This is a genomic window from Alteromonas sp. BMJM2, assembly GCF_027257845.1.
Lineage (GTDB): Bacteria > Pseudomonadota > Gammaproteobacteria > Enterobacterales > Alteromonadaceae > Alteromonas.
In genome coordinates this window covers 36,649-59,464 of the sequence record NZ_JAPVOT010000018.1, presented here as the reverse complement: position 1 = coordinate 59,464, position 22,816 = coordinate 36,649, and the positions used below count along the sequence as shown (strand labels likewise).

16 protein-coding genes are annotated in these 22,816 nt (G+C 42.5%); 6 read left to right on the top strand and 10 right to left on the bottom strand.

Annotated elements, in window-relative coordinates; all coding sequences use genetic code 11:
* The first annotated feature begins 72 nt into the window (after nucleotides 1–72).
* The gene (locus tag O9X84_RS15920) at nucleotides 73–1,491 is read left to right on the top strand and encodes a sulfatase family protein (RefSeq protein WP_269520675.1); all 1,419 of its coding nucleotides are present in this window, start codon (nucleotides 73–75) and stop codon (nucleotides 1,489–1,491) included.
* A gap of 27 nt (nucleotides 1,492–1,518) precedes the next feature.
* Here the strand turns inward: O9X84_RS15920 and O9X84_RS15915 are convergent, their stop codons facing one another.
* The 6 genes from O9X84_RS15915 to O9X84_RS15890 all read right to left on the bottom strand — a co-directional run bounded on the left by O9X84_RS15915 (nucleotide 1,519) and on the right by O9X84_RS15890 (nucleotide 6,358).
* Nucleotides 1,519–2,040, bottom strand: coding sequence for a YgjV family protein (locus O9X84_RS15915; RefSeq protein ID WP_269520674.1), 522 nt, complete (start codon nucleotides 2,038–2,040; stop codon nucleotides 1,519–1,521).
* Nucleotides 2,041–2,113: 73 nt separating this feature from the next.
* Nucleotides 2,114–3,496 (bottom strand): NAD(P)(+) transhydrogenase (Re/Si-specific) subunit beta, encoded by a 1,383-nt coding sequence (locus O9X84_RS15910; RefSeq protein ID WP_269520673.1) that lies wholly within the window; start codon nucleotides 3,494–3,496, stop codon nucleotides 2,114–2,116.
* 13 nt (nucleotides 3,497–3,509) lie between these two features.
* On the bottom strand, nucleotides 3,510–3,794 hold the full coding sequence (locus tag O9X84_RS15905) for an NAD(P) transhydrogenase subunit alpha (protein WP_269520672.1): 285 nt from the start codon (nucleotides 3,792–3,794) through the stop codon (nucleotides 3,510–3,512).
* Between the two features lie 2 nt (nucleotides 3,795–3,796).
* Nucleotides 3,797–4,954: an NAD(P) transhydrogenase subunit alpha gene (locus O9X84_RS15900; RefSeq protein WP_269520671.1), complete on the bottom strand. Its 1,158-nt coding sequence runs from the start codon at nucleotides 4,952–4,954 to the stop codon at nucleotides 3,797–3,799.
* 177 nt (nucleotides 4,955–5,131) lie between these two features.
* On the bottom strand, nucleotides 5,132–5,446 hold the full coding sequence (gene rhaM, locus O9X84_RS15895) for an L-rhamnose mutarotase (RefSeq protein WP_269520670.1): 315 nt from the start codon (nucleotides 5,444–5,446) through the stop codon (nucleotides 5,132–5,134).
* Between the two features lie 3 nt (nucleotides 5,447–5,449).
* Nucleotides 5,450–6,358 (bottom strand): DUF4861 family protein, encoded by a 909-nt coding sequence (locus tag O9X84_RS15890; RefSeq protein ID WP_269520669.1) that lies wholly within the window; start codon nucleotides 6,356–6,358, stop codon nucleotides 5,450–5,452.
* A 341-nt stretch (nucleotides 6,359–6,699) separates the two neighbouring features.
* Between O9X84_RS15890 and O9X84_RS15885 the strand changes: the two genes are divergently transcribed.
* Together O9X84_RS15885 and O9X84_RS15880 are read left to right on the top strand one after the other, a co-directional pair.
* Nucleotides 6,700–9,768, top strand: coding sequence for a TonB-dependent receptor (locus O9X84_RS15885; protein ID WP_269520668.1), 3,069 nt, complete (start codon nucleotides 6,700–6,702; stop codon nucleotides 9,766–9,768).
* 485 nt (nucleotides 9,769–10,253) lie between these two features.
* Nucleotides 10,254–13,193 carry a TonB-dependent receptor gene (locus O9X84_RS15880; RefSeq protein WP_269520667.1) on the top strand — a complete coding sequence of 980 codons (2,940 nt, stop codon included), beginning with the start codon at nucleotides 10,254–10,256 and terminating at the stop codon, nucleotides 13,191–13,193.
* A gap of 450 nt (nucleotides 13,194–13,643) precedes the next feature.
* Here O9X84_RS15880 and O9X84_RS15875 read toward each other — a convergent pair whose 3' ends face one another.
* Both O9X84_RS15875 and O9X84_RS15870 read right to left on the bottom strand, forming a co-directional pair.
* Nucleotides 13,644–15,062, bottom strand: a complete 1,419-nt coding sequence (locus tag O9X84_RS15875) for a sugar porter family MFS transporter (RefSeq protein WP_269520666.1) — start codon at nucleotides 15,060–15,062, stop codon at nucleotides 13,644–13,646.
* Between the two features lie 29 nt (nucleotides 15,063–15,091).
* Nucleotides 15,092–16,306 (bottom strand): XylR family transcriptional regulator, encoded by a 1,215-nt coding sequence (locus tag O9X84_RS15870; RefSeq protein WP_269520665.1) that lies wholly within the window; start codon nucleotides 16,304–16,306, stop codon nucleotides 15,092–15,094.
* 173 nt (nucleotides 16,307–16,479) lie between these two features.
* On the opposite strand from O9X84_RS15870, the gene xylB reads away from it, so the two are divergent.
* Both xylB and xylA read left to right on the top strand, forming a co-directional pair.
* A complete protein-coding gene (xylB, locus tag O9X84_RS15865) occupies nucleotides 16,480–17,940 on the top strand; it encodes a xylulokinase (RefSeq protein WP_269520686.1) in 1,461 nt (486 codons plus the stop codon).
* Nucleotides 17,941–18,012: 72 nt separating this feature from the next.
* The gene (gene xylA / locus O9X84_RS15860) at nucleotides 18,013–19,332 is read left to right on the top strand and encodes a xylose isomerase (protein WP_269520664.1); all 1,320 of its coding nucleotides are present in this window, start codon (nucleotides 18,013–18,015) and stop codon (nucleotides 19,330–19,332) included.
* Between the two features lie 79 nt (nucleotides 19,333–19,411).
* On the opposite strand, the gene O9X84_RS15855 is transcribed toward xylA, so the two are convergent.
* Nucleotides 19,412–19,726: a cupin domain-containing protein gene (locus tag O9X84_RS15855; RefSeq protein ID WP_269520663.1), complete on the bottom strand. Its 315-nt coding sequence runs from the start codon at nucleotides 19,724–19,726 to the stop codon at nucleotides 19,412–19,414.
* Between the two features lie 53 nt (nucleotides 19,727–19,779).
* On the bottom strand, nucleotides 19,780–21,939 hold the full coding sequence (locus O9X84_RS15850; protein WP_269520662.1) for a multiheme c-type cytochrome: 2,160 nt from the start codon (nucleotides 21,937–21,939) through the stop codon (nucleotides 19,780–19,782).
* 221 nt (nucleotides 21,940–22,160) lie between these two features.
* On the opposite strand from O9X84_RS15850, the gene O9X84_RS15845 reads away from it, so the two are divergent.
* Nucleotides 22,161–22,799 carry an RpiB/LacA/LacB family sugar-phosphate isomerase gene (locus tag O9X84_RS15845; protein ID WP_032096132.1) on the top strand — a complete coding sequence of 213 codons (639 nt, stop codon included), beginning with the start codon at nucleotides 22,161–22,163 and terminating at the stop codon, nucleotides 22,797–22,799.
* The last annotated feature ends 17 nt before the right edge of the window (nucleotides 22,800–22,816 follow it).

The window sequence follows — 22,816 nt, the reverse complement described above, 5'->3', positions numbered from 1 at the left end:
TGTTTATTAAATAACTATATGTCTAATAAAAGATTTCCAATTAAAGAGAATATAAGAAAGAGGGTATTGGAAATGCGTAAACGAAATGAAAGAGTGAAGCTGCATTGGCGGATGCTAGCAACTTGTGTCTGTGTGCAGTTGTTGCTGGCAGGTTGTGCTGCAAAATCTACTGAGAAAACTCCAAAGGGAGTGCAAGAGCAAACCATGCCCCCTAATATACTATTGATACTGTCTGATGATCATGCCTGGAACGACTATAGCTTTATGGGGCACGACATTGTTCAAACACCAAGTTTGGATAGTTTAGCCCAAAGCGGTGTAACATTTACCAAAGGTTATGTTCCAACGTCACTTTGCCGGCCATCATTGGCAACTATTGCAACAGGCCTCTATGCAAGTCAGCACGGTATAACAGGTAACGATCCTTCACGAATGCTCCCGGGTGGTAAACAGGGAGAGGAGTATCGTAATCAGCGCGCAGAAATTATTGCAAAAATTGATTCGGTTCAAACATTGCCAGAGTTGCTTAAAGAAAGAGGATATGTGTCGCTGCAAACGGGAAAATGGTGGGAAGGAAGTTTTCAGCGCGGTGGTTTTGATGAAGGAATGACAAAAGGTTTTCCAAATAAAGGTGGGCGCCACGGCGACGTAGGCTTAAAAATTGGTCGTGAGGGTGTGGATACCATCACAGACTTTATCGACCGTACCCATGATGCCAAGAAACCATTTTTTGTATGGTATGCCCCTTTCATGCCTCATTCTCCACACACGCCTCCTCAACGAATTTTGTCTAAGTATGAGAAATACGATCTGCCCGAGTCCATTGCTAAATATTATGCGATGGTAGAGTGGTTTGATGAAACCAATGGTCAGTTGTTTGACCACCTTGAAAAGCGTGGCTTGAAAGAGAACACCCTCATTGTTTACGTTTCAGATAATGGATGGATAACAAATCCAAAGCAAACAGATAGATTCTTACCAAAATCTAAACAGAGCCCTAATGAAAGCGGAGTTCGTACGCCAATTATTTACTCATTACCCGCCCAGTTTAAATCGGAATTCAGACAAGAAAGAGTGAGTAGTATTGATATAGTGCCGACAATACTAGGTGCAGCAGGTGTTGATGTGCCTGAATCACTGCCTGGGCTGAACCTGTACGACAATTTAACAGCAGGGAAGCGCATAGAAAGAGAAGCTGTTTTTGGTGAGGGCTTTGCCCATGATATGGATGGTATAGACGACATGGAATCGACGTTACTATACCGCTGGGTAATTAAGGATGATTGGAAGTTAATTGTAAGCTACGACGGCAAAAATGTAAGTTATCAGAAGTATCATGATGAATTGTTAGTTGGGCCTAGGCTATACAATCTCGCTGATGATGAGAATGAACAAGTCGACTTAGCTACACAGTATCCAGATAAAGTTGAAATGTTGATGCAAGAAATACAACGCTGGTATCCGTTAAAAGAACGCAACGTTATTAAATAATCATTTTAAAGGCTTGTGGGTACTTATTCACAAGCCTTTATCTATTTCTTTCTCTTTCTCTTCATCCTTTTGTAGCCGATAGATTGTGACGCTGTTTGCAATAATCACGGTCACTTCAAGTAACGTCCCACCGATAGATCCTAAAACAATATTATTGGTTAGCCAAAAACAAGCACCGCAAATAAACAGCTTCCTCATTCGTATACCCGACGCGTAAAAAATAGCATAAGTGCCTAAACAAGCGCCCAAAATGGGGCAGAGGTCGATAAGTTGGTGAACGTTGAAGGAGCCCCACACGATATTAATCGCTATAAATATAGCGCCAATATATTTGTGATTGGTCTTTATTGAGATGATGGTACGGAAGAAGTTTAATAAATTCGCGATGGTTCCGGTTACTGAGCCCAAAAAGAAAAAGTGGCCAGTTTGAAAGATAAACATCACAATTAAGCTAAGCTTTAATTTAATGTCGCTTTTGTGGGTAAAAGAATAGATGGCTACCAAAAAGGCAAGTACCCCAAAAAGCTGGCCAAGGACTTCATAAGGCATAATAGTATTGTACCGAATAAAAGCTAAAAGATGGGCTCATGACTATATAGCCACGAGCCGAGAGGTATTGTGATTAATCGCCAAACTCACGAATTAAGCTATTTATCGTGTCTTTTGCATCCCCTAAGATCATACGGGTGTTATCTTTGAAAAATAACGGATTATCTACACCGGCAAAGCCTGCATTTGCTGAACGTTTCAATACAAATACGGTTTTGGCTCGGTAGGCCTCTATGACAGGCATGCCGTAGATAGGACTACCTTTCATCTCTTTAGCCGCAGGGTTCACTACATCATTAGCGCCAATAACAATAACGACGTCATAATTTTCCATGCGGGGATTGACATCATCCATTTCATAAAGCTGATCATATGGGACGTCTGCTTCTGCAAGTAACACGTTCATATGACCTGGCATGCGTCCAGCTACCGCATGAATAGCGTAATCTACAGTACAACCATTACCTTCTAACAAGGTATGTAATTCTCTTACTGCATGCTGAGCTTGAGCTACCGCCATACCGTAACCAGGCACAACGAGTACTGCTTGAGCTGCCTCAAGTACATAGAACGCATCTTGAGGCGACAGAACCTTAATTTCGCCTGTAATCACTTCGCCTTGTTCAATCGGTGTTGAAAAGCCCGACAGTAACACATTCATTAGCGAGCGATTCATCGCTTTACACATGATATTGGTTAATATTAAACCAGAGGCACCGACTAAAAGACCTGTGACTATCAATATGGTATTGCCAACAGCAAGGCCGGCGGCAGTAGCTGCGATACCGGAATAGCTATTGAGTAGTGCAATAACAACTGGCATATCAGCACCACCTATCGATATTGTAGCCCACAGTCCAAAGCTCAATCCGATAGCGATGATAGCGTATAACCACAAATTGTTAGCAGGGTCTGTGACAAACAAATATCCCACCAGCGCCATAGCGACTAAATGCAATATGCTTAACTCTCTAAGGCCTGTGAAAATGAGTGCTTTAGATGATAATTTTCCGGAAAGTTTTCCCCAAGCTATAACAGAGCCTGAGAAAGTGACGCCGCCAATAAGCAGCGTTAATAGCACTGTAATGAAAACGAAGTTACTTGCGTTAACAAGCATTTGTTGAGACATACTGCTAATTGTTGCCCATCCGAGAAGCAGTGAGGCTGCGCCGCCAAAGCCGTTGAACAAAGATACCATCTCAGGCATTTGCGTCATCTGTACACTTTTAGCTTTCCATGCGCCATATAAGCCGCCCACAAGGACGCCTATCAAAATAAAGTGGTAGCTTATAATCTGCTGATCTAGCAAGGTAACAACTACTGCGACGAACATACCTACTGCTGATACAAGGTTGCCTCTGCGAGCTGTTGACGGATGACTTAATAGTTTTAATCCAAAAATGAATAGCCCAGCAGACACTACGTAGGCAAAGTTTATTAATATTTCTAAATTCATGTTTGCCACTCTCTTAGCTATTTTCTTTTTTCTTGAACATGCCGAGCATGCGGTCAGTTACTAGGTAACCACCAATAACATTAATGCTGGCTAAGGCAACCGCCGTTGTGCCTAAGATGGTGGTCAACAGACTACTGTCTGAGCCGGACGCAACAAGCGCTCCGACTAAGGTAATCCCCGAAATCGCGTTAGACCCAGACATCAGAGGCGTGTGAAGAGTAGCCGGTACTTTTCGAATGAGTTCAAAGCCAAGAAAAGCGGCAAGTAAAACAATAAATAGTAAATAGATGATTTCCATAATTACGCGCTCTCGTATGCTTTGATTAGTGTTTCATTTGTTATTTTTCCGTCATGAGTGATGACAGATGAAGCAAGAATTTCATCATCAAATGACAGCTCAAAATGAAGAGGCTCGCCACTTATGAATTCATCTAGTAGGTTAAAGATATTATTGGCGTACATGTCGGTTGCCGCTCGGGAAACTTCTTCACTCCAATTTCCAGAGCCAATAACGGTAACTTGTTCTATGACTGCAATTTTACCAGGCTCCGATCCTTCTACGTTACCACCCGAAAGCGCTGCCATATCGACTACAACACTTCCTGGCTTCATCAATGACAGTGTTTCTTTACTTATCAAAACTGGAGGTTTGCGCCCAAACAATTGGGCTGTGGTTATTACGATATCCGAAGTGGCGATAGCCTCTTTTTGAGCTTCCGCTAGGGTACGTTTTTGTTCATCGGTAAGCTCTTTAGCATAACCGTCCTTTGTTTGCCCAGTCTCTCCAATATCAACCTTTAAGAATTTACCGCCTAAAGACTCTACTTGCTCTGCAACTACAGGGCGAGTGTCGTAAGCGAGTACGTTTGCTCCCAACCTTTTTGCAGTTGCAATAGCTTGCAAACCAGCAACACCTGCACCTATCACAAAAACCTTAGCTGGTTTAATAGTGCCAGACGGTGTCATCATCATTGGTAAGATTGATGGGAGGTAATTTGCTGCCTTCATTACCATAACGTATCCAGCAAGACTGGCTTGCGAACTCAGCGCATCCATTTTTTGTGCTCTAGAGCTGCGAGGTATCATTTCAACAGAAAGCGCTGTCAAATTTGACGCAGCTAATTTATTAATCATTGATGGCTGAAAAAATGGATCTAAATGACCAATTACAATTGTGCTGGCCGATAACATCGAAATGGTTTTTTCGTCAGGACTGTTAACACAGGCTAGTACATCGACTTCGCCAACTATCTCATCTGATAATGCAACCACGGTTGCGCCCGCAGCTTCATATTCGCTGTCGGTATAATGTGAAAGTAGTCCAGCATCACGCTCTACGTAAATAGTGATGCCTATTCGAGAAAACTTCCCCACAGTGGCAGGCGTTGCGGCGCATCGCCGCTCTACGTGCCCGAGCATTGATGAGCGCTTAGCTTCGTTTAAAATTAGGATTTTCAATTATATCTCCTTTCCTAAAACATAGAGGAGAATGAGAAATCTCATTCAGTATACTTTTCTGTCGTTTACTGATGCGTTTAAACGAAACCCTACCGTGCGCAAAAAATAAGCGTCTATGTTACGGCGCCTTTATTATTAGTTGAGTGGCACCGTATTTATTGAGTTTCTTACTGAGATTTAGTCTAAATGAAATACGCGTTTAAGATCTGTTGCTACTGGGGAGTTGTCGTCATGGGTTTCCATAATATCGGCCATAAACGCCCACCATTTTTTGACGATTTTTTTAGCAGGTAAGTCATCCATTGAATGATTTTCTTCGCGCTTGAGTACTGCAAAAAGTTTATTCGAGCTCTCTTCATAAAAAATGCTGTAGTCTGAAACTCCCGCTTCTTTTAATTCGTCGACAAGCTCTGGCCATATTTCGTCATGCCGTTTTTCGTATTCTTGCTCGAGCCCCGGTTTTAGTGTCATTACAAATGCGATCTTTTCCATCTTCTATCCACCGAATTTACTGAGATATTCTTGCCATTGGGCCGTGGTTGTTATCTCGTTAGCACCCGACCATCCATAGCCTGCATAATAGTTAAGTGAGCCATCAGAGGATGATTGTGTAACTAGCCATATATGACTGTTATCTTTTATTTCAGATGGTGAATGGACAATTTTTTGTACTTTACTAGGGTCTATAAGTGCGCCGGTACCTAGGCCCTGACCGTCTATCATTTCCCATGCTGCAACCCAGCCATATTTTTTACTTTGAAATACCTTCGCTTTTTCGTCGTGTGTCGCTACACCAATAGCAATAGGAATAGATGCAGGCTTACCATTAAGCGAAAATGTTGACTGTACTTCATACATTCTAGAACCGAGTGCTAACGAAACGGTTTTCTCTTCATCCACTTGCCCTAATGGCGTTTCAAATTTGTAGTAAAGAGTAAAGCGCACCTCGTCGGTATTGTTTTCGTGAATTTCATATCGTGTGAAGTTGTGTGCATAGTATGGCGTTTCATTTATCCATACTGCGGACCCGCCGACACCCCGGCTAATGCCGGTGTGGTATGGGTCGTAACCCTCGCCGCGGTCTTCGTGGTATGACTTACCTGCAAAGTGCATGGCGTACCATTTATCAATGATTGAGTAATCGACTTTTTTAAGCCATGCGTCAACGCCGCTGGCGTGGCCTGCGAGTGGGGCCGCTGGTCCGTATACTCTAAAGGCAACTTTATCATTCTCCCAAGCAAAGTCGTCACGTCTTTCAGGGACAAATTTTGCGTAGGACTTAACGTTTTTCGATTCAACGCTAAGGTTTTGTGCGTCATCCACAGAAGTGTCAGACGAACAGCCAATGGTTGTTAACCCCATTAACATTGATAGTGCAACACCCACTTGCTTGCGATTAAACATTAACATCTCCTGAAAAACGTCGCCCCTCTAACACACAGTAAGCTGGGTCTTAAATGAAGCGCTAGATTAACCTAATTAGCTTAAAGATAAGCGCCTTGATTGATTGTGATTGATTTTGCACTAATGGGGCTGGTATTGCAACGTTAATGCTTTGCGCTAAATAACGATTACTCTCATTTTTCTCATAAGTGCAAGAATATATTGAATAAATGAACTAGATGCACGTTAAATTCACAATACCTTATATTTACGTTTTATTAACAATTGTATTGATAGTGATTAACTTGTGATCTATTGTGATTGCGTATTGATTGACAATGATTGTTTAAGGGAGAGTATGGATGTTGAAATTTACTGCTAAAAAATTGCAAGTAGCCGTTGCAGTGTCTTCTGCTATCGGTTGCCTGACGAGCAACGCCTATGCACAAGACGTCGGTTCCGGCGCAGATAGTCAGAAAGAGACAGAGGTTATCGAAGTAAGAGGAATAAGGAGTGCGTTAGCGAGTGCACTTGCCGAAAAGCGTTCTGCAGACAGTATTAAAGAGGTTATTCAAGCAGAGGACATAGGTAAGCTTCCTGATCAAAACCTAGCCGAAGTTTTAGAAAACATAACGGGTGTGCAGATTGACCGTACTGCCGGCGTTGGTACTGGCGTTCAAATTCGAGGTACCAGTGCTAATCGAGTTGAAATAAATGGCGTTTCGACAGTGGGTAGCGGTAATGGCCGTTCAGGTATCGGTTTTGATGACTTGCCAGCAGCACTTATTTCATCTTTAGAAGTCATAAAGGTTCCGTCAGCTGAAACGATAGAAGGCTCTGTTGGTGGAACAATAAACTTGAGAACACTTCGCGGTTTAAGTCTCAAAGAGCAGTTAATATCTGTGCGAGCGCAGGCAGAAAACAGCGATCTAGCCGATGCGACATCGCCAAGAGTCTCGGCTACGTTTGGTGATAGCTATGATACTGATTATGGTCGTGTGGGTATTGTTTTGACAGGAAGTTATGCTGAGCAGCAAGTGGCTTCTTTCGACCCACGTTTTGATAGAGATAGAGAGGTACTTCCTGACTCTGGCAGCGGTAGCGCGGAAGCCTTTCCGTTTTTGCGGGCACAATTTTTAGACCAAGTCATTTCTCGCTATGAATATGAAACGAAAAATTTTACGAGTTCCATAGAGTTTGAGCCTGTTGACGACCTCAAGTTCTATTTCGATGCTACGTTAAATAGACAAGAACGCGCTCAGAAGAGCTCGCGAGCATTTATATCAGGGACTGGCGGTGCAGCTGTAGTAGATAACACAAATAATACTGCATTTGAGACAATTAACTTAGGAACCATTGATGGGCCTAACGGGCCATTAAATTTAGGTGAAGTGCAGGCGGTACTTTCTGGAACGTTAGGAGTAGGCGTCGATAGCAATAATAATAATATTGACCCCAACCTGAGAACGAGCGTTAATACCGGCTCTCGCTTTACAGACAGCGACGTTTTCGCAACCGGTTTTACGTGGCTTCGCGACCGGCTTAAGCTTTCCTCTGAAGTCTCTTACTCAAGCTCAGATTCGTTCTTCCCCCGTTTAAACACAACATTGGACTTCATTAATCCCAATGGACCGCAACCTAGTGAAGGGCTTAGCATAGACAACGGTGTACCGGTTGAGTTTGATGCATCTGATCGCACGTTACAATTCGGTATTGCCCAAGGAGCAGAATTCGGGCCTTCAGACCAAGATCTTCTCAATCCAGCGAACTATGCGCTAAGAGGAGTTGGTGTTGGTAGAAATACACAAGAAAACGCTGAAACTGCATTTAGAATTGATGCGGACTATGATATTTCCGACCTTAATCCCTATTTTTCAGGAATAAAAGCGGGTTATCGCTGGAATAAGAACACAGCGTTAAGCAGTGACATCAATACCGCATCAAATTTTTCAAATCCAAATACGACTTTTTATCGGCCTACTGCGGACTTATTTTCAAGTATTGTTGGTGCAGGGCCCTCTAACTTTAACGATGCAGACGGTCGAAGACTTTATATTCAAAACTATTTAACCATTAACGGCGATTTGTCATTTTCCGATCCCGGTGCGGTAATCAGTGCGCTTAATCAAGCAATTGAAGAAAATAACGCCTTGCAAATAGCTAACGGAAATATCACGGAAGGCTACCCATTATTGTCTGAGCCCGAACTGCAGTTAGATTCATTTTTCGATATTGAAGAAGAAACTAGCGCACTATATTTGCAGGGCGACTACTTCTTTTATATCAACGATATTACTTTTCGCGGAAATGTAGGCTTAAGATACATAGACACTGAAGTGACCTCAGTAGGCAATAACATTGAAAATGGCCAAGTGACGGGGTTACGTGAGGAAACGTCTTCCTATGACTATTTCCTACCGAGGTTCAATATAGTCTCTGAAGTGATTGATGATGTGGTAATACGCGCGGGTGTAGCGAAAGATATTCGCAGACCAAATTTTGATAATCTTTCCACGTCAATTAACTTTCCTGGCGGGGCTGGCGCAGCGGTAAGAGTAGGTAACCCGTCGTTAACTCCTGAGGAAGTCATATCCTATGATTTATCTGCAGAATATTATTTTGCAGAGTCTAGCTTCGTAAGCGTGGGTCTTTTTCATAAAGAGCGAACCGATATCTTTGCCGCAGTTCGAGATAATCCGGAAGAGCCAATTGGCGACAATGGTCAAATTGAACGCGATATTACGGCGCCATGTGAAGGCGGCGGTATTTATAACCCAACCGTTACCGATCGAAATGTGTGGTCATCAGTTCCTGGAACGGGAATATGTGTACCGCTTCAAACCACCATTAATTTACCTAATGAGGAAACTCAAACAGGTATTGAATTTGCGTTTCAGCACGATTTATCGGCCTATGAAAAAGACCTTGGCTGGGCATCAGGTTTTGGGGTAATCGCTAATTATACCTATCAAGAATCGGGCGCGGGTATTGAGACTTTCCGTCCTGCTACTGGCGATGCTAACGCACTGAACAAACTCTTGGGTAGAACCGACACCAATCAATCTACGGCAACCTTAGCCGACGATATTGTGGAAGAACGCATTGAACTAGAAGATTTGTCGCAAAATGCTTATAACATTACATTGTTTTACGATAAATACGATTTAAGCGTTCGCGCACGTTATACATGGCGTTCAGCGTTTAAGACGGGAGAGCTAATAAGCTTTGATATGCCGCGTATCGTCGACGATAGAGCACAGCTTAACATGAGTGTTAGCTATGACATCAATGACACATTTACAGTGGGTTTAGACGGCATCAACCTGCTGCGTGAAGACCGAACTGAGTGGTGTGTTAACGAAGGTGCGCTTTTATGTGCACAAGGCCTCACAGATAGACGTATAGTTTTAGGAGTAACAGCTAGCCTTTAGTAAGTTCTATTACAACCTTGTAAATTAAGCTCAAAAAATGCCTCTTACTACTTTGTAAGGGGCATTTTTGTTTATTTGAAACATTGTTCCCAATGAGGTCGCTTTTGAATAGCAAGAATTCAACCCTTTCTACGACTTCTACCAAACTGTCGACGCAGAACTTAGAACCTTGTCTAGTGCCCTTAGCAACGCATCTAATATGGATGCCTAGTGTGTTGCTGTTACTAGAATAAGTCTGCTTAACGTAAAAGCTAGTATGCTATCCAATTTATCAAAATAGTTATATTTTTTATTAAATTGACCATTAATGATCAAAAGTGATTTAAAAAAACTGAATTAGTGGTATTGTTAATTTTGTGTTAACTATTCGTTTGTGGAAATATTTATTAGAAGTGGGACAAGTATAAGTTATTGACAATAAGTGATTTTAATGTCCAACAACGGAAGTTAATACCTACCTCATTTGTTAAATTTTAAGGATAAAAATGAGTCACACACTAAAACATAGCTTAATTTATTTAGCGTGCGTATCTGCACTTTATACCTCACATGAGTCTCAAGCTCAGGACACCGCGAAGGAGAAAGACGTCGAGATTGTTCAAGTGCTCGGCATTCGATCATCTCTAACAGGTGCGTTAGATAACAAGCGTTCTGCAGACAGCGTTGTCGATTCTATTTCAGCTGAAGATCTTGGGAAATTTCCAGACCAGAATATTGCAGAATCTTTACAACGAATTTCTGGTGTTTTCATCGATAGGCAATCTGGTGAAGGTTCAAAGGTAACCGTTCGCGGTTTTGGGCCTGAATTTAATACTGTAAGGCTTAATAATCGAACCATTGCGACCATTGAAACTGGCGAGGTTGATTACTTCTTTTCTGAAGTCAATCTTTCAAGGGCATTCGACTTTCAAGCTCTAGCTGCAGAGGTTTTAAGCGGTGCCGATGTTGTTAAAAGCCCAACCTCTGATATGTGGGAAGGTAGTTTAGGAGCCAGTGTTAACATGCGTACAGCGCGCCCGTTAAATAATATTGGTTTTCATATGACAGGTTCAGCACAAGCCCGCTATCAAGACCTTGGGGAAGAGTGGGGACCTCGGTTGTCTGGGCTTATTAGTAATACATTTGCTGAAGATTCAATGGGACTGCTCTTTGCTGTGTCTTATGAAGATAGAAAGACAAGGCTAGAGGAGCACCGCGGGGGAGCTTGGTCTTATTACAATGGTCCTACTGTTGACTCGGATGAAATTGTAGAATTCCGCTTCCCTCAAGAAATGGGACAAAGTTTCACTGTAGATGATAGAAAACGTTTAAGTATTAATAGTACGTTTCAGTATGAGCCAAGCGCTGACATGGGCATGACAGTTGACGCCTTATATGTTGATTTTAAGCGAACGACAATGACTCAAGGTATTAACGCGCCGATGCAGTTTCCGTTCTTTTCCAATGTGGAAACTGATGAAAATGGCACGGCTACGTCGTTTGTTAAAACCTTTGGTCCTGTTGATTATCGTTTTGAAGAGGGGGGCGGCGATAGCGAAACTCTTGCATTAGGGTGGAATGGTTTTCTCTATTTGGATAATGGTGTGTCATTTAACGCTGATATTTCTTGGTCGCGTGCTACAGCACGAAACGATGCGACGAGACTACAAGCGGCGATAAAAGATAATAACCCTTGGGATAACCCGTTAGCGCCTGGAAGCGTTGATGACCCGAGAGCCGGAGAAACAAGTCCTGATTTTGAGACAAATATTATCACTTGGGAAAATGGAGATGTTCCGTCTTGGTCGACTTCTCTTGATTTAGCCGACCCTGCAAACGCTCGTGCTCACGTTGCGCTAACACCTTCTATTGAACTAGAGGATGAGGTTTTCGAGAGTAAATTTGATGTTGGATTTGAATTAGATTTAGGAGCAATTCGCGGTCTTCAAACCGGAGTGTTTTATAGTGATCGTAAAAAAGGCGCACTGCCTTTTAACTCGGGAATTTACAGGCCAAACGCACCAGAAGGACCTTTCGATCCGGGCTATAATTCCGCTGGGACCTTATTCTGGGATTCAAATTTTGTTGCTCCTTTTGATCCAACGGATGGAATCCAATCGCCATGGGAAGGGATTAATGTGCCCAATGGGCCAAGACCAAATATGGGTGGCCGATTCTTTTCATTACCAGTAGATATTTTCACACCTGTTTCTGTGGCTGGTTTACTTAGTGACTCAGGCGCTAGCTTTCCTACATCATTTTTATTAACTGACAAAGATGGTTACTGCGAAGCTGTGCGTCAAGGGTCAGGAAATAGCGATGTCTGTTCTTCCCAAGCACGTCCTGACCTAGCACGTGATGTAGAGGAAACAACATATGGTGCTTATGTTAGATTAGATCTTGATGGAGAATTTAAGGCGTTTCCTTGGACTGCAAATTTTGGCCTAAGGTATGTAGAGACTGATACCACTGCTTCTGGCCCTTCGGTCGAGTTAATTAGAATTGATCCGGTAGATGCTGACGGAGCCACATCAGGTTTAGACTACGTGACGACAGAAAGACAAATAATTGAAAAGAAAAATTCGTACTCTAATTTACTCCCTAGTTTGAATGCGAAAATTTCACTGAGTGATAATGTAGATTTAAGAACAGCAGTAGCAAAAGTTATTACGCGACCAAATTTAGGTGATATTACTCCAAATCAGAGTTTTAGCGGTTTGTACGGATTATCTACACGTCGTTCTAATAATACTGATTTGCAGCCTTACGAAGCATGGCAATACGATGCTTCTTTAGAGTATTACGCCGACAACGGTAACGCTTTTTCAATATCACTATTCTATAAAGATATTGAAAGGTTCATCTCTGAAAGTACCGAGCTGGTTTCATCTGGTTTTAGCCATCCGGCATTTGGTGAAATTATATTTCGTGATACTACAGATAGAAATCGAGAGGGTGGGTCAATTCAAGGCTACGAGCTCGCTGGTTTGATGTACTTCGATTTTCTTCCAAGTTTTCTTAGTAATGCAGGTATACAAGCAAACTATACATTCGTAACTGGTCAAGACGACGAGGCGCTTGCATCGCCTCAAGGATTACCTCTATCGACGGCTCCAGGAAACGGATTGGAAGGTTTTACACCACACTCATATAATATAGTTGGGTTCTACGAAGATGATAATTTCTCTGCAAGAGTTTCATGGAACTGGAGAGACCAGTTTTTAGTGAAGCGGACTGGACTAGCCGGTATCGCTGAACACTTTGATGCTTATGGACAGTTAGATTTAGGGTTTGGCTATGCACTTAGTGAAAATACCAAAATCACTCTAGATGTGAGTAATCTATTAGATGAAAATACTATTAAGTTCGCAGATGTCAGAGAGCGTGTAATTCTGAATGAATACACCGGTAGGCGCTTCCTTCTAGGCGTTCGCTCTACCTTTTAATTTGAAAAAAATTCCCTTCAGGGAAGTCCTGAAGGGAAACAGACGCTAAAGATCTCCTCCTTTGGCAGAATAAGCGGATAAAAAAATTGTTTTTTCAGTCCCATCTATTTCCTCATTAATATTCATATTGCAGTGTGAATGAGGAGCGTGTTTATAAAAATTACAGTATGTGACTATTTGATTTATTAATCTCCTCATAGGGTGATTATTATGTTTACTTTAATAAAAATCACTTAAAGTTGTGCAACGATGTAGCTAAATACTATAAACCTGTACTTGAAGCCTCTTCTTGCCCTGATAATAAAATCATAGCCACACACATAAAAGAAAAACTGTCGAGATTCGGTCAATTTATTACTGTATAGAAGCCAGATTAAAAAGGTGCCCCCTAGTCTTGCTAAGGGCACCTTTTAATTTGAAGACCGTTTCGACCCTTCCGTTGAAAGATGATTAGCCCTTCATATCCTCAAGCTCTAAGCCTTTCGTTTCGTATACATAGCGAATGACAAATACAATTGATAGTAATGAGAATATGGCGTAAAGCCCATAAGCGCCGGCAAGACCAATTCCTGCGAGCAACATAGGGAACGACCACGTTATTAGGAAATTAGTCGACCACTGAACTAGTCCGCTTACCGCAAGGCCCGAGCCTCGTAATTGGTTTGGAAACATCTCTCCAAGCATTACCCACATTACTGGTCCCCATGAAAAATTGAAGCAAAATACGTATAGATTAGCGGCTATCAATGCTACGGGGCCCCAGTCATTAAGAGCTAGTTTGTTATCAGCAGTTTGCTCCGCATTCAAAAATGCAATCGTTAAAATAGTAAGTGTGATTGTCATACCGATAGAACCCCACTTTAGTAGTGGCTTACGACCTATTTTGTCAATGATTGCTAATGCAACAAGACATGCTGCAATGCTTATAGCGCCACTGATAACATTTATCAGCAAGGCATCGGACTCTGAAAATCCTACTGCTTGCCATAACACCGCTCCGTAATAAAAAACAACGTTAATACCAACAAGTTGTTGAAGCGCCGCTAGCCCAATACCAACCCAGACTATCGACTTTAATTTGCCGGAACGCTTATCAATGAGATCTTTCAATTGGGGATTATGATCGTTGGACAATGAGGCCTTTATTTCAGAAAGCTTATTGTCACCCTGAGAGCCATACAGTTTATTCAGTACCGCGTTTGCCTGTTCAGTTTTCTGCTTAACGACAAGGAAGCGAGGGCTTTCCGGAATAAAAAGTAACATTAATAAGAAAAGTGATGCAGGAGCAATTTCCATCCAAAACATCCAGCGCCACGCTTCAAAATCAAGCCATAGTTTCTGCGTTGAACCCGACGCGTAATCGGCGAGGAAGTAGTTACTGAGAAAAGCGGTAAATAGCCCGCCAATAATGGCGATTTGCTGTATAGAGGCTAGCGTACCTCTATATTTTGCTGGAGACACTTCTGCGATATAGGCAGGTGCCATTACCGAAGCTGCTCCTACAGCAAGTCCACCAATTATGCGATAAATAACAAATTCAAAACTGCTAGTGGCAATTCCGGAGCCGCACGCGCTTATTAAAAAGAAAACCGCAGAGACAAGTAACAAAGACTTACGGCCATATTTGTCGGCTAGTCGGCCGGCAAAAAAAGCACCTACGGCGCAACCTAAAAGCATACTCGATACGTTGAAACCGGTACCTATACTTTGTGAGTTAAACGCAGCTTGAAGGCCATCTACTGTTCCATTGATCACGCCACTATCGAATCCAAACAGGAAGCCTCCTATTGTTGCTACAATAGTGATAAAGAGAATAAACCCTGTGCTAGTGGGTTCTTGTGAGAAGTCATTTGCTGATGTTGTGTCCATATCGTTTTCTCTGTTGTTATTGTCGTAATTTAGGAGATGTTTGTAAGTGAGCTTTCTGACCGGTTTTTATAATGTTCAGGCTGCAATTTTTGGCGATATTCTACGGGTGTTTGGTCAAAGTGCTTTCGAAATAGCGCATACATATATTGCACAGAAGGATACCCACAACGTTGTGCCACTTCACTGCTATGTATGTCTGTCTCCTTAAGCATGCTGCAAGCTCGGTTGAGTTTCTCGTTGTGTATCTCAGTATGGATACTGTGGCCTCGCTCTTCTTTAAATCGGGTTTCTAAGTTCGAACGAGAAATACCTATATGATCTAGGACCTGGTCAACTTTAATCCCTTTACATGCATTCATTCTTATGAAGTGAGATGCCTGCATGACGAGAGGATCTTTTATGGCCTTGAAGTCGGTAGACTGCCTTTCTGCAACTGTTACGGGAGGAACGAGCAGTTGTGTGGCTTTATGGGTATTTCCTTTTAACTGTTTGTGCAGTATTTTTGCAGCTTGGAAGCCCATCTCTAGACAGCCTTGTCTAACAGAAGACAAGCTAACTCGACTTAAAAAACGAGTAAGTTCATCATCATCTATACCGATGACGGCAAAACGCTCTGGGATCAAAAGGCCCAAATGATCACATGCCTGAAGCAGGTGGCGCGCCCGGGAATCTGTAACAGCGACTATACCGGTAGGCGCAGGCAAGCTTTTAAGCCAGTCGGTCAAACGTTTTTGGGAATACTGCCACGTCTCAGCTCTAACCGCATGACCGCGATACACATAGCATTCATATCCATGCCGTTTAGTTATGTTTAGCATCGCTTGTTCTCGTTCTTGCGCCCACCGTTGATTGTGACTAATTGGGCTTCCATAGAACGCGAATCGCTCAATGCCTTTTTGTCTTAAGTGTTCAAAGGCCGCTTCAACTAACGCGTAATTATCTGTCGCAACATAAGGTACGCCAGGGTAATTATCTTTATCTTGATAAGAGCCACCAACACCAACTACAGGAACAGAGGTATTCGATAATGTTCTCTCTATTGCCGGGTTGTCGAAGTCTGCAATAACACCATCGCCGCGCCATTCATCGAAATGATCTAATCGAGTTAAGAAATCTTCCTCTAAGTACAAATCCCAGTCAGCATTTGATGCCTGAAGGTAGCGTCCGATACCTTCAATTATTTGTCTGTCAAATATCTTACTTGCATTAAGGAGTAGCGTAATACTGTGCGCTTTCTCGAACATGTCAGATTCCCGCGTATAAACAAATTACATAATAACTATTATGTTTATTAGTTTTAAGCATACTAAACCAGTATGTGGTAATTAACAAAACGATTACAAAATTTCGTAATTGATATAAACGCTTTTAGTAATCAACATCTGTTCATAAGCTCTTATTTGTATGAGACAAGATGATGTACGTAGGAATAGATTTAGGCACTTCTGGTGTGAAAACGGTGTTAATGAATGATGCGGGTGATGTAGTTAGAACCGTATCACGACCTTTGAGTGTCTCAATGCCTCATCCGCTTTGGTCTGAGCAAGATCCCCAAGATTGGTGGCAAGCTACCTGTGATTGCTTAGATGAACTGAGCCGTGAAGTAAATTTATCAAAAGTGAAATCAATTGGATTGAGCGGTCAAATGCATGGAGCCACATTACTTGACGATAAAGGAAGCGTTTTAAGACCCGCAATTTTGTGGAATGACGGCCGAAGCACGCAAGAATGTGAGGAGCTAAGTAGCTTAGTTCCAGATTCGTCTATTCGCACCGGTAACCTTATAATGGCGGGCTTTACAGCCCCGAAGGTACTTTGGGTGAAAAAGAATGAGCCTGAGATTTTCTCTAAAGTTAGCAAGGTCCTTCTTCCTAAAGATTTCTTGCGTTATCAACTATCGGGCGAGTTTGGCACAGATATGTCTGATGCGGCAGGGACGATGTGGTTAAATACTGAATCTCGCTCGTGGGATGAAGAGCTGTTATCCGCATGTGGCCTAAATGTGGACAACATGCCTGCTCTTTATGAGGGTAATAGTGTTACAGGACACTTAAAAGACTCTCTCCAAACTCGTTGGGGAATGCAGAATGTGATTCTCTCAGGTGGTGCAGGAGACAATGCGGCAGGCGCAATCGGTTGCGGTATTTATGAATCTGGTCACGCCATGCTGTCGCTCGGCACATCAGGCGTTTATTTTGCGGTCACCGATCGGTTTACTGTAAACACCGCCCAAGCCGTTCATAGCTTTTGCCACGCTATCCCCAACCGATGGCATCTGATGTCAGTGATGCTGAGTGCCGCAAGTTGCTTAGATTGGCACGCCAAGCAGAGCGGTTATAAAGACGTCGGCAGCATGATTGATGATGTGCAAGCACACACCAGTCATTTAGATACACAAACCCCAGTATTCCTTCCATATCTGACCGGTGAAAGAACCCCTCATAACAATCCTTCGGCAAAAGCTGCTTTTTTTGGCATATCTGCATCAACTGAGCGTGTACACATGGCGCGAGCGGTTATAGAAGGGGTTTCTATGGCACTAGCCGATGGCATAGATGCAGTGCATCAAAGTGGTATTGCTGCAACCTCTATCAGTCTTATTGGTGGGGGCGCGAAAAGCACATTTTGGCGTCAGCTACTAAGTGATATTAGTGGCTACGAGTTGGAATATCGTCAAGGAGGGGATGTTGGACCGGCTTTAGGAGCGGCGCGTTTAGCGCAATTAGCGGCTAACCCAAGTTTAGATATCTCAGATGTGTGCTTCAAGCCTACGCTAGAGGGAACTTATGTGCCGAACAGCGAGGTCCATGTTCACTACCTCAGTAAACGACAAAAATTTAGAGAACTGTACTACGCCGTTGAACCATTCTTCTCTTGAAATCAAGTTGAGAGTAAAAATTTAGAAACGACAGCTACGTGGCCATACAGCGCGTACAAAAAAGGAAAAATAATGAGCAACTATTTTGAAAGCATACCTTCAATTAAATATGAAGGACCGGAGTCAACCAACCCTTTGGCGTTTAAACACTATAATCCTAAAGAGGTTATTGGTGAAAAAACAATGGAAGAGCACCTTCGCTTTGCTACGTGTTACTGGCACAATTTCTGTTGGGACGGCGCTGACGTTTTTGGTGGTGGCACATTTAATAGACCGTGGCTTGCTGCCGGCGACCCAATGGAGCGAGCTAAGCAGAAAGCAGATGTGGCGTTTTCCTTTTTTGAAAAGCTGGGCACGCCGTTTTACTGCTTCCATGATATCGACGTTGCCCCTGAAGGTGATTCAGTACAAGACTATATTCGAAACTTCGCTGAGATGACCGATGTTTTAGCTCGCAAACAAGAAGAAACCGGGATGAAGCTCTTGTGGGGCACTGCAAACGTATTTAGCCACCCTCGTTACATGTCAGGCGCAGCTACCAATCCTAATCCTGAGATTTTCACTCGCGCAGCGACACAAGTGTATCACGCGATGAATGCGACGAAAGCGCTTGGCGGCGCTAACTATGTGTTATGGGGTGGCCGTGAAGGCTACGAAACTCTTTTGAATACAGATTTAAAGCGAGAACGTCAGCAGCTAGGGCGCTTTATGAATATGGTTGTTGAGCATAAACATAAAATTGGTTTTGATGGCTTACTGCTTATCGAGCCGAAGCCGCAAGAGCCTACTAAGCATCAGTATGACTATGATACGGCCACTGTGTATGGTTTCTTAAAAGAGTTCGGTTTGGAGAAAGAGTTTGCAGTAAATATCGAGGCAAACCATGCAACTTTGTCAGGGCATTCATTTCATCACGAAGTGGCGACTGCCTTTGCACTTGATATTTTTGGTTCTATCGATGCGAATCGCGGAGATGCTCAGCTGGGTTGGGACACCGATCAGTTTCCTAATTCAGTGGAAGAAATGACGCTCATTTGTTATGAAATTTTAAAGAACGGTGGTTATACATCAGGTGGGTTTAACTTCGATACGAAGCTAAGGCGCCAAAGCTTAGACGCCGAAGATCTGTTTTTAGGTCACATAGGCGGTATGGACACGTGTGCGTTAGGCTTAAAGAAAGCTTACGAGCTTATTTCAAACGACGTGCTAGGCAGTAATGTAAAGAGTCGCTATGCAGAATGGAACTCGGTGTTCGGACGAGAAATTCTTGATGGAAATATGTCGTTGGAATCTTTAGCCGAGCACACTAAAGTGAAATCCTTAGATCCTAAGCCTATTTCAGGAAAGCAGGAAGGTCTAGAGAATATTGTGAATCAGATCATTTACAAATAAAGGTTTACGATAGTCAAAAAAGCTGCAAATTTGCAGCTTTTTTTATGAGGCGAAGACAGTAATACTCCTAGCTAGAGTCTTACAAAAAATCTTCTCGCATCGGGCTAAACATATCTATAAGGATACCGCCCGTTTCTGTTGTTGTACCATGCTCAACATGTGGATCGATAGCACAGCTATCACCTGCCTTTAATACCTTTAATTCGCCTCCGATGGTGAAGTTAAACTCTCCCTCTTCGCAATACACTATTTGGGTATGACGGTGGCTGTGAGCGTAGCCCTCTGCGCCCTTCTCAAACCATACTTTGACGGCCATAGCATCATTGTTATAAGCAAGTATTTGGCGCTTAATGCCGCCTCCCATATCTTCGACTACACCTAACTTTTCAGACATTCAGTTTCTCCCTACAATAATGTTAAATTTATCTATATCACTAGCTGCATAAATTATTGGCGTTGCGCTTTTTCCAATTCTTTCTTAAAGTGCATGTATTCAATTCGAAGCCCTAATTTTTGAGAAAAATTTAGACCAAGTTGAAGCAATTCAAATTGATTATTCACTGATGAAACCTTGTCTTTCAAAATTTCTATCGCACCTTTGGTGTCTCCCGCTTTGTCTAAAGCCAACATCAAAATGTACAAATAGTTACTATTGCTAGGCTCGATATTGTTGGCCTTTGTCAGGTGGATAATAGCAGTATCTATATCTTGGGCTCTTATCAAACGCATACCCTCAGCGTAATGCATTAATGAAGATTGAGGGTTAGCTTCTAGACCGTCTTTAAGTGTTGAGCCTTCTAAGTGATCCTTGCCCAATGAGCGATACAGATTGGCCAAATTAATGTGATTAGGCTCAAAGAAAGGGTCTCTTGATATGCCTGCTTTTAAGAATTCTTCTGCTTTGTCAAAGTTCCCTAAGTTCGCTTGAACCAAGCTAGCGTTTAAATTGCCCTCACCTCGCCATAGTGTCTGTTGTGATGACTCTGTCATTTCACTCAAAACAGTAGATGAAACGAGCGACACCTCACCTGAAGCGATCAGTTGCTCTGCCGAGGCAATTCTGATGGCTCTGAATTGGTCTTGAAGCAAAGGTTTTAAAAGTTGGGACCTTTTGTTTCTATCAACTAGAAATGAGATGTCTGCAAAGGCAAGTCGCACCAACGGGCTGCTGTCAGATGCTAATACCTTGGCGTAATTGTAGGGTAGGGTTTGAAGAGTGTTAGGCAATAAAGATATGACGGTGGCTCGCTTAATGTCTGGAAGTGAGCTATTTTTTGCCAACGCAATGTGGCGATTTGCTGTTAAACGTTCACCACTTAGTAATCGCATATATTGCATTTCTGTAGGATGTGGAGAAGTTGGAGCGCCATGCCAGTCAATTAAGCTATCTTTAGCCCACTTTGCGCTTTTATCTTCATGGCAACCATTACAAGCGTTTGGCGTATCGAATTTTTCACTTAAACTTGGTGTCGGAATATGAAAGCTGTGGTCTCGTCGTTCATCGACACCCATATAGGTATTCGTCGGCATATGACAGTTCACACATTGTGAACCTGCGGTATCAGGTTCGTGACGATGGTGCTTCACATCATCAAATGTCGATGATTTATGACATTGTAAACAAAGCCCGTTTCCTTCTACTTTTACTTTGGCAGTGTGAGGATTGTGACAATCATTGCAATTCACACCAGCCTCGAACATTTTACTTTGTAAAAAGGACCCATATACGTACACCTCATCTCGAATTTGCCCGTCTACATGATACTGAGGCGTTGACAACAAGGCAGGCTTGAATTGTGATAAAAACGGTTCAGATGGGTCGATCCCATCAGTGAGCGGCGTGCGAAGCGAATGGCAAGCAAAACAGGTATCCATAAAACGGTTGTCTCTTTCGGGACCTGTCCAAGAAGCGATATCGTCATTTTCGCCTAGCAACCAATTGCCAATATTTTTCTGTTCGTCTTTAGTAAGAGCAGAATGGGATGTTTTGCTTTTTTTGTAGTGACCGTTAGAAAGCTTACCGTGACATGATTGGCAAGAAACGTTAACTTCGTTCCAAACTGTTTTAAAGGAATCTCTTTCACTGTCGTAGTTTCTTTGTAAACCTGATGAGTGACAGTCTGCACACATCCCATTCCAATTCTGTAACGGTTGCAACCAATGTAACCTATCTTGCTGGCTAATTTCTTCATCGGGATAAATGGGATACCACCTTTGGCCACCAATTGATTTTTCTCTTGAATCCCATGCAAAAGGGAACACCTGCATTTTTCCGCTGTCAGTTTTGATAAGGTATTCTTGAAGAGGAAAGTGACCAAATACGTAACTCACTTCATAGTCTGTAGTGTGTTCATTTTCTTCAAACTTTATAAAGTACTTGCCGTCGCGCTTAAAAAATGTCGCTTTTTGATTGAAGTGCTCAAATACAAGGTTGTCAAAATTACCTTTTACCGTTGCTTCTGTGGCTACATCCATAGCTTTACTATGATCCGATTTTAGCCAGTCAGATAATTGCTCTTGATGACACGAACCACACTGTTCAGGCTCACCAGCGAAAGCGTTAAGCACAATACCTGTGAGAATAAGTAATAAGAGTTGTCGAAACATGAACTATTGGTGCCAAAATCGATTATATCCAATCATAAAATATCATGGGAAGAGTGCGGATGCTAACAATTGATTAACCTTATCAACGAGTAATGGCACTTGGATTGTGAAATACTTTGGAAATTAAGGTTCTTAAGTGCATGATTTTATCTGGCGTGCTTATTAATGATCGTTAAAGATGTTATGATGAGCATGTCTTTCAAATTTATTCAGGAGTAGTCATGAAGATTGCATTAATGATGGAAAATAGCCAGGCGTCAAAAAATCCTGTAATTCTTAAAGAGCTAGAATCTGTAGCCGATTCCCTAGGTCATAGTGTCCACAATGTAGGGATGAACAGTGAAACCGATCATCATCTTACCTACGTGCATTTGGGTATCATGGCCGGAACATTGATAAATTCTGGTGCAGTAGATTTCGTTATTGCTGGTTGTGGTACTGGGCAAGGTGCTCTGATGTCGTTGAATGCTCAACCCGGTGTATTCTGTGGTTATTGTATCGACCCTTCAGATGCATTTTTGTTTAACCAAGTTAACAACGGTAATGCATTGGCACTTCCTTTTGCGAAAGGTTTTGGCTGGGGTGCAGAGCTTAATGCACGTTATATCTTTGAGAAAGCATTAACTGGTGAGCGAGGCGCTGGATATCCTGTTGAGAGAAAAGAGCCTCAGGTTCGCAATGCCGCCATCTTAGCAGATCTAAAAGCGGCGTTGTCGAGCGATGATTACGTCGATACGTTGAAGAAAATTGACCAAGAGCTTGTGAAAGTTGCTTTATCTGGAGAACGTTTTCAGAAATGCCTTTTTGAAAATGGCAAAGATGAATCAATAACGTCATATGTTAAGTCTTTAGTCTCGTAACTTTTGATTTAATAAGA

Bases quoted from the DNA above. Each gene is read 5' to 3' on its own strand.
- O9X84_RS15920 (WP_269520675.1), top strand. From the start codon at position 73: ATGCGTAAACGAAATGAAAGAGTGAAGCTGCATTGGCGGATGCTAGCA.
- O9X84_RS15915 (WP_269520674.1), bottom strand. From the start codon at position 2,040: ATGCCTTATGAAGTCCTTGGCCAGCTTTTTGGGGTACTTGCCTTTTTG.
- O9X84_RS15910 (WP_269520673.1), bottom strand. From the start codon at position 3,496: ATGAATTTAGAAATATTAATAAACTTTGCCTACGTAGTGTCTGCTGGG.
- O9X84_RS15905 (WP_269520672.1), bottom strand. From the start codon at position 3,794: ATGGAAATCATCTATTTACTATTTATTGTTTTACTTGCCGCTTTTCTT.
- rhaM (WP_269520670.1), bottom strand. From the start codon at position 5,446: ATGGAAAAGATCGCATTTGTAATGACACTAAAACCGGGGCTCGAGCAA.
- O9X84_RS15890 (WP_269520669.1), bottom strand. From the start codon at position 6,358: ATGTTTAATCGCAAGCAAGTGGGTGTTGCACTATCAATGTTAATGGGG.
- O9X84_RS15885 (WP_269520668.1), top strand. From the start codon at position 6,700: ATGTTGAAATTTACTGCTAAAAAATTGCAAGTAGCCGTTGCAGTGTCT.
- O9X84_RS15880 (WP_269520667.1), top strand. From the start codon at position 10,254: ATGAGTCACACACTAAAACATAGCTTAATTTATTTAGCGTGCGTATCT.
- O9X84_RS15875 (WP_269520666.1), bottom strand. From the start codon at position 15,062: ATGGACACAACATCAGCAAATGACTTCTCACAAGAACCCACTAGCACA.
- O9X84_RS15870 (WP_269520665.1), bottom strand. From the start codon at position 16,306: ATGTTCGAGAAAGCGCACAGTATTACGCTACTCCTTAATGCAAGTAAG.
- xylB (WP_269520686.1), top strand. From the start codon at position 16,480: ATGTACGTAGGAATAGATTTAGGCACTTCTGGTGTGAAAACGGTGTTA.
- xylA (WP_269520664.1), top strand. From the start codon at position 18,013: ATGAGCAACTATTTTGAAAGCATACCTTCAATTAAATATGAAGGACCG.
- O9X84_RS15855 (WP_269520663.1), bottom strand. From the start codon at position 19,726: ATGTCTGAAAAGTTAGGTGTAGTCGAAGATATGGGAGGCGGCATTAAG.
- O9X84_RS15850 (WP_269520662.1), bottom strand. From the start codon at position 21,939: ATGTTTCGACAACTCTTATTACTTATTCTCACAGGTATTGTGCTTAAC.
- O9X84_RS15845 (WP_032096132.1), top strand. From the start codon at position 22,161: ATGAAGATTGCATTAATGATGGAAAATAGCCAGGCGTCAAAAAATCCT.